Genomic DNA, 12,341 nt, shown 5'->3' with positions numbered 1-12,341 from the left:
TCAGACGTTAAGTACCTTGTGCGCTTTAGCGACGATGTTCTCCACCGTAAACCCAAAGAACGGGAACAGTTTGTCCGCCGGAGCCGACTCCCCATAGCCCGTCATACCGACAATCGCCCCTTTCAGTCCGACGTATTTGTACCAGTAGTCGGCAATCCCTGCTTCTACCGCCACGCGCGCGCTGACGTTTGCCGGCAGGACCGACTCCCGGTAAGCCTCATCCTGGGCGTCGAAGATATCGGTTGAGGGCAGAGAAACCACCCGCACGTTACGACCTTCGCCAGTCAGTTTTTCGGCCGCCAGCAGCGTGATTTCCATTTCTGAACCAGTAGCAATCAAAATAACATCCGGCTTACCGCCGCCATCTTTTAGCACATAGCCGCCGCGGGCAATTTGCTGCACCTGCTCAGGCGTGCGCTCAACCTGCGCCAGATTCTGCCGCGAGAGGATCAGCGCCGTTGGCCCGTCATGGCGTTCGACTGCCAGCTTCCAGCCTACCGCTGCTTCAACCTGATCGCACGGTCGCCAGGTACTGAAATTAGGCGTCAGACGCAGGCTGGCGAGCTGTTCAACGGCCTGATGCGTAGGACCATCTTCCCCCAGACCAATCGAGTCGTGGGTATAAACCATAATTTGTCGGGCTTTCATCAGCGCCGCCATGCGCGCCGCATTACGGGCATATTCAACAAACATCAGGAACGTTGCGGTGTACGGTACGAAGCCCCCGTGGTGCGCGATACCGTTGGCAATCGCGGTCATGCCAAATTCCCGCACGCCGTAGTGAATGTAGTTTCCTGCATGATCCTCTTTAAGAGAAGTGGAGCCTTTCCAGATGGTCAGATTGCTGGGTGCCAGATCCGCAGAGCCGCCAAGCAGCTCAGGCAGTATCGGCCCGTAGGCGTTAAGGGTATTTTGCGAGGCCTTACGGGTGGCGATTTTGGCCGGATTGGCCTGCAGCTCGGTAATATATTTCTGCGTTGTTGCTTCCCACTCCTTCGGCAGCCCGCCGCTCATCCTGCGAGTAAACTCTGCCGCCAGTTCCGGGTAGGCTTGTTGGTAAGCAGCGAATTTCTCCTTCCAGCCCTGTTGCGCTTTCTCGCCTTTCTCACGTGCGTCCCACGCCCGGTAAATCTCTTTCGGGATTTCAAAAGCAGGATGATGCCACCCCAGTTTCTGCCGGGTCAGCGCCACTTCTTCTTCGCCCAGCGCAGCGCCGTGCGCTTCCTCTTTCCCGGCTTTATTCGGTGAACCAAAACCAATTACCGTACGGCAGATAATCAGCGACGGCTTATCGGTTACGGCCTGCGCTTCCTGAATGGCTTTTTTCACCGCCTCTGGGTCATGACCGTCAATCTCGTGCACTACATGCCAGTGATAGGCCTCAAAGCGTTTCGCGGTATCGTCGGTAAACCAGCCGTCGGTTTCGCCATCAATCGAGATGCCGTTGTGATCGTAAAAGCCGATGAGTTTGCCCAGTCCCAGGGTGCCCGCCAGCGAGCACACTTCGTGAGAAATGCCCTCCATCAGACAGCCGTCGCCCATAAACACCCAGGTATAGTGGTTAACAATCTCATGGTCCGGCTGGTTAAACTGTGCCGCCAGCGTGCGCTCGGCAATCGCCAGCCCAACCGCGTTGGCTAAACCCTGGCCCAGCGGGCCGGTGGTGGTTTCAACGCCCGGTGTGTAGCCAATTTCCGGATGACCAGGGGTCTTTGAATGGAGCTGGCGGAAGTTCTTCAACTCCTCTAGCGGCAAATCGTAGCCGGAAAGATGCAGCAGACTGTAAAGCAGCATTGAAGCGTGACCATTGGACAGAATAAACCGGTCACGATCGTACCAGGTGGGATCGGTCGGGTTATGGCGCAGGAAATCGTTCCACAGTACTTCGGCGATATCGGCCATCCCCATTGGTGCGCCAGGGTGGCCGGAGTTAGCTTTTTGGACGGCATCCATACTTAGCGCACGAATGGCATTGGCAAGCTCTTTACGGGTCATAGGAAATACTCCTTGAAAAGTAAAGTGTTAGATGCGTGTTGTGATTCACACTTTTGGGAAAATTGCGGGCATTGTCAGCAAAAAGCATAGCAGACAAGCATGGTATTGCTGGATTAAGCAGGTAACATGGCTGTTATAAATTGATAACAATTTCTTTCTTTGAATGGTGAGAGTTTGGGGACCTTCAAAGTTTGTGCCGTTGACTGAGGTGATAATGTGCGGCTCAGTAGAATGGTTACCCGCGCCACTTTTTTGATAGATACGTGAAAGGAACAACAAGATGGATGACCAGTTAAAACAAAGCGCCCTTGATTTCCACGAATTTCCGGTACCCGGTAAAATCCAGGTTTCTCCGACCAAGCCTCTGGCAACGCAGCGTGACCTGGCGCTGGCCTACTCGCCGGGCGTGGCTGCACCGTGTCTTGAGATTGAAAAAGACCCGCTGGCAGCCTACAAATACACTGCGCGCGGCAACCTGGTTGCGGTTATTTCCAACGGTACAGCGGTGCTGGGCCTCGGCAACATTGGCGCGTTAGCCGGCAAACCGGTGATGGAAGGTAAAGGCGTTCTGTTTAAGAAATTCGCCGGGATCGATGTGTTCGACATCGAAGTGGATGAACTTGATCCGGATAAATTTATCAATGTGGTTGCGGCTCTGGAACCCACGTTTGGCGGTATCAACCTCGAAGATATTAAAGCGCCGGAGTGCTTCTACATTGAGCAAAAACTGCGCGAGCGCATGAATATACCGGTTTTCCACGACGATCAGCACGGGACGGCGATCATCAGTACTGCCGCAATTCTGAACGGTCTACGGGTGGTGGAGAAAAATATCTCTGACGTGCGCATGGTGGTGTCCGGCGCAGGCGCGGCGGCGATTGCCTGTATGAACCTGCTGGTGGCGCTGGGTATGCAGAAACACAATATCGTGGTCTGCGACTCTAAAGGCGTGATTTACAAAGACCGCGAACCGAACATGGCGGAAACCAAAGCGGCCTACGCGGTGGTGGATGACGGTAAGCGTACGCTGGATGATGTCATTGACGGCGCTGATATTTTCCTCGGTTGCTCCGGTCCGAAAGTGCTGACGCAGGAAATGGTTAAGAAGATGGCGCGTGCGCCAATGATTCTGGCACTCGCTAACCCGGAACCGGAAATCCTGCCGCCGCTGGCAAAAGAGGTGCGTTCCGACGCCATCATCTGCACCGGTCGTTCCGACTACCCGAACCAGGTTAACAACGTCCTGTGCTTCCCGTTCATCTTCCGTGGCGCGCTGGACGTCGGTGCTACCGCCATCAACGAAGAGATGAAGTTGGCTGCGGTACACGCCATTGCTGAGCTGGCACATGCCGAGCAGAGCGAAGTGGTGGCCTCTGCCTATGGCGATCAGGACCTGAGCTTCGGCCCGGAATACATCATTCCTAAACCGTTCGACCCGCGTCTGATCGTTAAAATCGCCCCTGCGGTGGCGAAGGCGGCGATGGACTCCGGTGTGGCAACACGCCCGATTGCCGACTTTGACGGTTACATCGATAAGTTGACCGAATTTGTCTACAAAACCAACCTGTTCATGAAGCCGATTTTCTCCCTCGCACGCAAAGCGCCGAAGCGCGTGGTGCTGACGGAAGGGGAAGAGGCGCGTGTGCTACATGCTACCCAGGAACTGATCACGTTAGGTCTGGCGAAGCCGATCCTGATTGGTCGTCCGAGCGTGATCGAAATGCGTATTCAGAAACTGGGTCTGCAGATCAAAGCGGGCGTCGATTTTGAAATCGTCAACAACGAGTCCGATCCGCGCTTTAAAGAGTACTGGAGCGAGTACTACCAGATCATGAAACGCCGTGGGATTACCCAGGAGCAGGCGCAGCGCGCGGTGATTGCCAATACTACGGTGATCGGCGCGATCATGGTGCAGCGCGGCGAAGCGGATGCGATGATCTGCGGTACGATTGGCGACTACCATGAGCACTTCAGCGTGGTGAAAGAGGTGTTTGGTCACCGCGATGGCGTGCATACTGCCGGGGCGATGAACGCCTTGCTGCTGCCAAGCGGCAACACCTTTATCGCCGATACTTACGTCAATGACGATCCTACGCCGGAGCAGTTGGCGGAAATCGCCGTGATGGCGGCAGAAACCGTGCGTCGCTTTGGTATCGAACCGAAGGTAGCGTTGCTCTCACACTCCAACTTTGGTTCATCTGACTGTCCGTCGGCCAGCAAAATGCGCGAAGCGCTGGAGCTGATTAAGGCGCGTGCGCCAGAGTTGATGATTGATGGCGAAATGCACGGCGACGCCGCGCTGGTGGAAAGCATCCGTAATGACCGTATGCCGGACAGTCCGCTGAAAGGCTCGGCTAATATTCTGGTAATGCCGAATATGGAAGCAGCCCGTATTAGTTACAACTTACTCCGCGTTTCCAGTTCTGAAGGCGTAACGGTTGGCCCAGTGCTGATGGGGATTGCGAAACCGGTTCACGTATTAACGCCGATCGCCTCTGTTCGTCGTATCGTTAATATGGTGGCGCTGGCGGTCGTAGAAGCCCAAACGCAGCCGCTGTAATTTCACTTTAATTTATTTCCGGCGCGGGTTTCTCCCGCGCCTTTTTATTTTCCCTTTCTTAGTGATCCACTTCACCTTTTAAACCTGGTTGCCGAATTTTGTTATTTACTCTGCCAAAAAATTGCCACGATGAGGGCAGTTTTAGCGGAGGCGGTGAGCAATGGAAAAAGAACGCATTATTCAGGAATTTGTGCCGGGGAAACAGGTCACGCTGGCGCATCTCATTGCGCACCCCGGCGAAGAACTGGCGAAAAAGATCGGCGTTCCCGAAGCGGGCGCCATCGGCATCATGACGCTGACGCCAGGTGAAACCGCGATGATTGCCGGTGATTTAGCCATGAAGGCGGCAGATGTACATATCGGCTTTCTCGATAGATTCAGCGGTGCGCTGGTTATCTACGGCTCGGTAGGCGCGGTAGAGGAAGCGTTATTACAGACGGTAAGCGGTCTTGGTCGGTTATTAAATTTCACTTTGTGCAATCTGACAAAAAGTTAATCAGAGGCGGCGATGAAACGTATTGCGTTTGTCGGTACGGTGGGGGCGGGGAAAACCACGCTCTTTAATGCGTTACAGGGGAATTATTCCCTCGCCAGAAAAACACAGGCCGTGGAGTTTAATGAAAATGGCGATATCGACACGCCAGGGGAATATTTTAGCCATCCGCGCTGGTATCACGCCTTAATTACCACGCTGCAGGATGTCGATACGTTGATTTATATACACGCGGCAAATGATAAAGAAAGTCGCTTACCTGCCGGGCTGTTGGATATCGGCGCCAGTAAACGACAAATCGCCGTTATCAGCAAAACGGACATGCCGGATGCCGACGTCGCCGCAACGCGACAACTACTTCGCGGGATGGGGTTCCAGGAGCCGATTTTTGAGCTCAATAACCATGACCCGCGCAGCGTGCAGCACCTGGTGGATTATCTGACTGAGCTCAGCCAAAAGGAGGAAAGGGCAGGTGAAAAAACTCATCACAGCTAACGATATTCGTGCGGCCCACGCACGCGGCGAACAGGAAATGTCGGTTGTTCTGCGCGCCAGCATCATCACCCCGGAGGCGCGAGAAGTTGCGGAGCTGCTGGGCGTCACCATCAGCGAATGCGATGAATCCGCGCCAGCTGCCGCTGCTGCACCAGCTGCGGTGGATGATGGCAAAACGGAAAGCCAGCGCATTCGCGAAACCATCATTGCGCAGTTACCGGAAGGGCAGTTTACCGAAAGTCTGGTTGCCCAACTGATGGACAAAGTCATGAAGGAGAAACAGTCGTTGGAGCAAGGCGGAATGCAGCCGAGCTTTAACTCGGTTACCGGCAAAGGCGGCGTCAAAGTCATCGACGGCAGTAGCGTGAAGTTTGGTCGTTTTGACGGCGCACAGCCGCACTGCGTGGGTTTAACCGACCTGGTGACCGACCAGGACGGTAGCAGTATGGCCGCCGGGTTCATGCAGTGGGATAACGCCTTTTTCCCATGGACGCTGAACTACGACGAAATCGACATGATTCTGGAAGGCGAGCTGCACGTTCGCCACGAAGGTGAAACCATGATTGCGAAAGCCGGGGACGTGATGTTTATCCCGAAAGGCTCCAGCATCGAATTTGGTACGCCATCGACGGTGAAGTTTCTGTATGTGGCCTGGCCTGCGAACTGGCAGTCCTGCTAAGGCGGATGTATGAAGGATTTCATTACCGAAGCATGGCTCAGAGCGAATCATACGCTCAGCGAAGGGGCTGAAATTCATCTCCCCGCTGACGCTCGTCTGACGCCGTCTGCCCGGGAATTACTGGAAAGCCGACATCTGCGCATTAAGTTTATCGACGAGCAGGGCAGCCTGTTTATTGATGACGAAGAACAGCAGCCGCAGCCGGTGCATGGGTTAACCAGCAGCGATACGCATCCACAGGCCAACTGCGAACTGTGTCATCAACCGGTGGTGAAGAAACCGGACACCCTGACGCATCTGACGGCGGACAAGATGGTCGCCAAAAGCGATCCGCGACTGGGATTTCGCGCCGCGCTCGACAGCACCATCGCGCTGGCCGTGTGGTTGCAGATTGAGATGGCAGAACCGTGGCAGCCGTGGCTGGCGGATATCCGCTCGCGCCTGGGCAACATTATGCGCGCCGACGCCATGGATGAGCCGCTGGCAGCACAGGCTATCGTCGGTTTAAGTGACGAAGATTTACACAGGCTTTCGCATCAGCCGCTGCGCTATCTGGAGCACGACCATCTGGTGCCTGAAGCCAGCCACGGACGTGATTGCGCGCTGCTTAATCTGCTGCGTACCAAAATCCGAGAAACGGAGACGGTGGCGGCCCAGGTTTTCATCACCCGTAGTTTTGAAGTTATGCGACCGGACATCATGCAGGCGCTTAACCGCCTTTCCAGTACGGTCTACGTGATGATGATTCTGAGCGTGGCGAAGCATCCGCTAACGGTTAGCCAAATTCAACAGCGACTGGGGGAGAAGCCATGATCATTGAACGTGCTCGTCAACTCGCCCAACGCTCACCTGCACGGGTGGTGTTCCCGGATGCGCTGGATGTTCGGGTGCTGAAGGCGGCAAATTACCTGCACCAGCATGGTCTGGCACATCCCATTCTCGTCGCCAGCCCATTTGCGCTGCGTCAGTTTGCTCTCAGCCATCGGGTGGCAATGGATGGCATTCAGGTTATCGATCCGCAAAGCAACCTGCCAATGCGCGAAGAGTTCGCGCTGCGCTGGCTGGCCCGCGCGGGAGATAAAACGCCTGCGGATGCGCTGGAAAAACTCAACGATCCGCTGATGTTCGCTGCGGCAATGGTCAGCGCGGGCAAAGCAGACGTCTGTATTGCGGGCAATCTGTCGTCGACGGCAAACGTGCTGCGCGCCGGGTTACGCATTATTGGGCTACAGCCGGGCTGTAAAACGCTGTCGTCAATTTTCCTGATGCTGCCGCAGTACCTCGGGCCGTCATTAGGTTTTGCCGATTGCAGCGTCGTGCCGCAGCCCACCGCCGCACAGCTTGCGGATATTGCGATTGCCAGCGCGCAGACATGGCAGGCGATTACAGGTGAAGAGCCGCGCGTGGCCATGCTGTCGTTTTCAAGTAATGGCAGCGCTCGCCATCCCAACGTCGCTAACGTGCAGCAGGCGACCGAGATCGTCCGTGAGCGTGCCCCGCAGCTTACCGTGGACGGAGAACTGCAATTTGATGCCGCCTTTGTTCCGGAGGTCGCCGCGCAAAAAGCGCCCGCCAGTCCGTTAAAGGGCAATGCCAATGTGATGGTCTTCCCGTCGCTGGAGGCAGGCAATATTGGCTACAAAATCGCCCAGCGTCTGGGAGGGTATCGCGCAGTAGGTCCGTTGATTCAGGGGCTGGCCGCACCGCTTCATGACCTTTCTCGCGGCTGTAGCGTACAGGAAATTATCGAACTGGCGTTGGTGGCAGCAGTGCCGCGCCAGACTGACGTGAGTCGTGAAAACGCCTCACAAACACTGGTTGTTTAGGTCCCGTTCTGGACCCCTTAATGAGAGGAAAACACAATGGAAGCATTAGGAATGATTGAAACCCGGGGCCTGGTTGCACTGATTGAGGCTTCTGACGCAATGGTTAAAGCGGCACGGGTGAAACTGGTTGGCGTGAAGCAGATCGGTGGCGGTCTGGTCACTGCCATGGTCCGTGGCGACGTAGCGGCATGTAAAGCGGCAACGGACGCAGGTGCTGCGGCTGCACAGCGTATTGGCGAGCTGGTTTCCGTACACGTGATCCCGCGTCCGCATGGCGATCTGGAAGAAGTGTTCCCGATCAGCTTTAAAGGCGACAGCAACGACATGTAAGTCGTCCATGTGACGCCACAAACTTCATTGCTGGCGTCACCCTCTCTCCTTTTCACATTACCTTCTGCGGAGGGTAGGGGGAGGTTTTACCTGAAATATGCCACGGAGGCGCGTATGAAACTGGCAATCGTCACAGGACAAATTGTTTGTACCGTACGCCATCAGGGGCTCGCGCACGACAAGTTGCTGATGGTGGAAATGATTGACGCCCAGGGAAATCCCGACGGGCAATGTGCTGTTGCTATCGACAGCATCGGGGCGGGAACCGGAGAGTGGGTGCTGCTGGTCAGCGGAAGCTCAGCCCGTCAGGCGCACCGTAACGAATCATCACCTGTCGATCTGTGCGTGATTGGCATTGTCGATGAAGTGGTGGCAGGTGGTCAGGTGATCTTCCATAAATAAGGCAGAAAATCATGAATCAACAGGATATTGAACAGGTCGTGAAAGCGGTACTGCTGAAAATGAAAGACAGCAGCCAACCGGTCAGTGCCGTTCAAGAAATGGGCGTTTTTGCCTCCCTGGATGACGCAGTGGCGGCAGCAAAACTGGCCCAGCAAGGGCTAAAAAGCGTTGCCATGCGCCAACTGGCTATCGCGGCGCTACGTGAGGCGGGCGAAAAGCACGCCAGAGAATTAGCGGAACTTGCCGTCACCGAAACCGGCATGGGACGCGTTGAAGATAAATTTGCCAAAAACGTGGCGCAGGCGCGCGGCACGCCGGGGGTGGAATGCCTGTCTCCACAGGTTCTGACCGGCGATAACGGCCTGACGCTGATTGAAAATGCGCCGTGGGGCGTGGTGGCCTCGGTGACACCGTCCACCAACCCGGCCGCGACCGTTATTAACAACGCCATCAGCCTGATTGCCGCTGGCAACAGCGTGGTTTTCGCACCGCATCCGGCGGCGAAAAAAGTCTCTCAGCGCGCTATCACTCTGCTCAACCAGGCGGTGGTTGCCGCAGGCGGCCCGGCAAACCTGCTGGTTACCGTTGCCAACCCGGATATCGAAACCGCCCAGCGTCTGTTTAAGTACCCAGGCATCGGCCTGCTGGTGGTGACCGGCGGCGAAGCCGTAGTGGATGCCGCGCGTAAGCACACCAACAAACGTCTGATTGCCGCCGGTGCGGGTAACCCGCCAGTGGTGGTTGATGAAACGGCCGATCTGGCGCGCGCGGCGCAGTCGATCGTTAAAGGCGCGTCGTTTGACAACAACATCATCTGCGCCGACGAAAAAGTGCTGATCGTGGTCGATAGCGTCGCTGATGAACTGATGCGTCTGATGGAAAGCCAGCATGCGGTGAAACTGACTGCGGCTCAGGCCGACCAGCTGCAGCCGGTGCTGCTGAAAAATATCGATGAGCGCGGTAAAGGCACGGTTAGTCGTGACTGGGTCGGGCGCGATGCCGGAAAAATCGCTGCGGCGATTGGCCTGAACGTACCGGAGCAAACCCGACTGTTATTCGTCGAAACCTCCGCGACCCATCCGTTTGCCGTCACCGAACTGATGATGCCGGTTCTGCCGGTTGTGCGGGTCGCCAACGTTGATGAAGCCATTGAACTGGCGGTCAAGCTTGAAGGCGGCTGCCACCATACGGCGGCGATGCACTCGCGCAATATCGACAACATGAACCGTATGGCAAACGCCATTGATACCAGCATTTTCGTCAAGAACGGACCGTGTATTGCCGGTCTTGGACTCGGCGGCGAAGGCTGGACCACGATGACCATTACCACGCCAACCGGGGAAGGGGTGACCAGCGCGCGTACGTTTGTGCGTCTGCGTCGCTGCGTGTTGGTGGACGCCTTCAGAATTGTATAAGGAGTAAAAGAGATGGCGCACGACGAACAACGTTGGCTGACCCCCAGGCTGCTAAAAGCGGCAACGCTATGTAACCAGACGCCTGCTGCGAGCGATTCACCGCTGTGGCTGGGCGTTGATTTGGGAACGTGTGATGTGGTGTCGATGGTTGTCGACAGCGACGGGCAGCCGGTTGCGGTTTGCCTGGACTGGGCCGATGTCGTGCGCGATGGCATCGTCTGGGATTTCTTCGGTGCGGTGACCATTGTTCGTCGCCATCTCGATACGCTCGAACAACAGCTGGGGTGCCGCTTTACCCATGCGGCAACCTCGTTTCCACCGGGAACGGACCCACGAATCTCTATTAACGTCCTGGAGTCTGCCGGGCTTGAAGTGAGCCATGTGCTCGACGAACCGACCGCGGTGGCAGACCTGTTGCAGCTCGATAACGCTGGCGTGGTGGATATCGGTGGCGGTACCACCGGGATTGCGATTGTTAAACAGGGCAAGGTGACCTACTCCGCCGATGAAGCAACCGGTGGGCACCATATCTCTCTGACACTGGCCGGGAATCGCCGCATCCAGTTGGAAGAGGCCGAGCAGTACAAACGCAGCAACGGCAAAGAAATCTGGCCGGTGGTTAAGCCGGTCTACGAAAAGATGGCGGAGATCGTGGCTCATCATATTGCCGGACAGGGCGTCGCTGACTTGTGGCTGGCCGGTGGCTCCTGTATGCAGCCGGGCGTTGATGAACTATTCCGTAAACGTTTCCCGGAACTGCAGGTGCATTTACCCCAGCACAGCCTGTTTATGACCCCGCTGGCGATTGCAAATAGCGGAAAAGAAAAAGCGGAAGGAATCTATGCAAGCTGAATTGCAGACCGCGCTCTTTCAGGCATTCGATACCCTGAATCTGCAACGCGTAAAAACGTTTAGCGTTCCACCGGTTACGTTATGTGGACTGGGAGCGCTCAGTACCTGCGGACAGGAAGCACAAACGCGCGGACTGACGCATATGTTCGTCATGGTTGACAGCTTCCTGCATCAGGCGGGGATGACCGCCGCACTGGAACGCAGTCTGGCGATGAAGGGCGTGGCGATGACGTTGTGGCCATGTCCGGTGGGCGAGCCGTGCATTACGGACGTCTGCGCGGCGGTCGCGCAGTTGCGTGAATCGAAATGTGATGGCGTGGTGGCCTTCGGCGGTGGTTCCGTTCTGGATGCCGCAAAGGCAGTAGCGTTGCTGGTGACCAACCCCACCCAGACGCTGGCTGACATGGATGAACGCAGCGTGTTACGCCCACGTCTGCCGCTGATTGCCGTACCGACTACCGCCGGAACGGGTTCCGAAACTACCAACGTCACGGTGATTATCGACGCCGCGACCGGACTTAAACAAGTGCTGGCTCATGCAGCCCTGATGCCGGATGTGGCGATCCTTGACGCCGCGCTGACGGAAGGTGTGCCCGCACACGTCACGGCGATGACCGGGATAGACGCGCTGACGCACGCTGTTGAAGCGTATAGCGCTCTGAACGCGACGCCGTTTACCGACAGCCTGGCGATTGGCGCGATTGCGATGATCGGTAAATCGCTGCCGAAGGCCGTCGGCTATGGACAGGATCTGGCGGCGCGGGAAAGCATGCTGCTGGCTTCCTGTATGGCCGGGATGGCCTTTTCCAGTGCGGGGCTGGGTCTGTGCCACGCGATGGCGCATCAACCGGGCGCTGCGCTGCATATCCCGCACGGACAGGCTAACGCCATGCTGCTGCCCACGGTAATGGGTTTCAACCGCATGGTGTGTCGTGAGCGCTTCAGCCATATCGGACGGGCATTAACCAACAAGAAGTCGGACGATCGCGATGCCATCAACGCCGTCAGCGAACTGATTAGCGAAGTGGGCCAGACCAAACGGCTCTCTGACGTTGGGGCTAAGCCCGAGTATTACAGCGCATGGGCTCACGCTGCGCTGGAGGATATTTGTATTCGCAGTAACCCACGCACCGCCACGCAGGCACAGATTATCGACCTGTACGCGGCAGCCGGGTAATGCCTGTAGGCCGGATAAGGTGCTCGCACCGCCATCCGGCAATAACACGGCGTTAATGCCGGATGGCGACGTAAATGTCTTATCTGGCCTACAAATCACAAATGACAGGGAGTAGGG

General features: G+C 56.5%; 12 protein-coding genes. 11 read left to right on the top strand and 1 reads right to left on the bottom strand.

The window, feature by feature from the left end; genetic code table 11:
- On the bottom strand, window positions 1-1,995 hold the full coding sequence (tkt, locus tag E1B03_RS19280; RefSeq protein WP_133086755.1) for a transketolase: 1,995 nt from the start codon (window positions 1,993-1,995) through the stop codon (window positions 1-3).
- A 280-nt stretch (window positions 1,996-2,275) separates the two neighbouring features.
- Between tkt and maeB the strand changes: the two genes are divergently transcribed.
- From maeB to eutG, 11 genes are all read left to right on the top strand, one after another.
- On the top strand, window positions 2,276-4,555 hold the full coding sequence (gene maeB, locus E1B03_RS19270) for an NADP-dependent oxaloacetate-decarboxylating malate dehydrogenase (protein WP_103771614.1): 2,280 nt from the start codon (window positions 2,276-2,278) through the stop codon (window positions 4,553-4,555).
- Between the two features lie 160 nt (window positions 4,556-4,715).
- Window positions 4,716-5,051, top strand: a complete 336-nt coding sequence (gene eutS, locus E1B03_RS19265; RefSeq protein WP_003037995.1) for an ethanolamine utilization microcompartment protein EutS — start codon at window positions 4,716-4,718, stop codon at window positions 5,049-5,051.
- Window positions 5,052-5,063: 12 nt separating this feature from the next.
- Complete coding sequence (gene eutP, locus E1B03_RS19260; RefSeq protein ID WP_133086754.1) at window positions 5,064-5,543, top strand: ethanolamine utilization acetate kinase EutP; 480 nt, start codon at window positions 5,064-5,066, stop codon at window positions 5,541-5,543.
- Window positions 5,521-6,222, top strand: coding sequence for an ethanolamine utilization acetate kinase EutQ (eutQ, locus tag E1B03_RS19255; protein WP_103771616.1), 702 nt, complete (start codon window positions 5,521-5,523; stop codon window positions 6,220-6,222). The genes eutP and eutQ overlap by 23 nt, the downstream gene beginning before the upstream one ends.
- A gap of 9 nt (window positions 6,223-6,231) precedes the next feature.
- Window positions 6,232-7,035 carry an ethanolamine utilization cob(I)yrinic acid a,c-diamide adenosyltransferase EutT gene (gene eutT / locus E1B03_RS19250; protein WP_103771617.1) on the top strand — a complete coding sequence of 268 codons (804 nt, stop codon included), beginning with the start codon at window positions 6,232-6,234 and terminating at the stop codon, window positions 7,033-7,035.
- Complete coding sequence (pta, locus tag E1B03_RS19245) at window positions 7,032-8,048, top strand: phosphate acetyltransferase (protein WP_103771618.1); 1,017 nt, start codon at window positions 7,032-7,034, stop codon at window positions 8,046-8,048. The genes eutT and pta overlap by 4 nt, the downstream gene beginning before the upstream one ends.
- A gap of 36 nt (window positions 8,049-8,084) precedes the next feature.
- Window positions 8,085-8,378: an ethanolamine utilization microcompartment protein EutM gene (eutM, locus tag E1B03_RS19240; RefSeq protein WP_003835054.1), complete on the top strand. Its 294-nt coding sequence runs from the start codon at window positions 8,085-8,087 to the stop codon at window positions 8,376-8,378.
- 114 nt (window positions 8,379-8,492) lie between these two features.
- Window positions 8,493-8,780 (top strand): ethanolamine utilization microcompartment protein EutN, encoded by a 288-nt coding sequence (gene eutN, locus E1B03_RS19235; RefSeq protein WP_003038011.1) that lies wholly within the window; start codon window positions 8,493-8,495, stop codon window positions 8,778-8,780.
- An 11-nt stretch (window positions 8,781-8,791) separates the two neighbouring features.
- Window positions 8,792-10,195: an aldehyde dehydrogenase family protein gene (locus tag E1B03_RS19230; RefSeq protein ID WP_133086753.1), complete on the top strand. Its 1,404-nt coding sequence runs from the start codon at window positions 8,792-8,794 to the stop codon at window positions 10,193-10,195.
- A gap of 12 nt (window positions 10,196-10,207) precedes the next feature.
- Window positions 10,208-11,047: an ethanolamine utilization protein EutJ gene (eutJ, locus tag E1B03_RS19225; RefSeq protein ID WP_133086752.1), complete on the top strand. Its 840-nt coding sequence runs from the start codon at window positions 10,208-10,210 to the stop codon at window positions 11,045-11,047.
- Window positions 11,037-12,224, top strand: coding sequence for an ethanolamine utilization ethanol dehydrogenase EutG (gene eutG / locus E1B03_RS19220; RefSeq protein WP_133086751.1), 1,188 nt, complete (start codon window positions 11,037-11,039; stop codon window positions 12,222-12,224). Before eutJ ends, eutG begins: the two co-directional genes overlap by 11 nt.
- The last annotated feature ends 117 nt before the right edge of the window (window positions 12,225-12,341 follow it).

Origin of the sequence: Citrobacter arsenatis (genome assembly GCF_004353845.1) — a bacterium.
Lineage (GTDB): Bacteria > Pseudomonadota > Gammaproteobacteria > Enterobacterales > Enterobacteriaceae > Citrobacter > Citrobacter arsenatis.
Note: the sequence above shows the minus strand (reverse complement) of the source record. Positions and strands in the feature narration are given on the sequence as shown.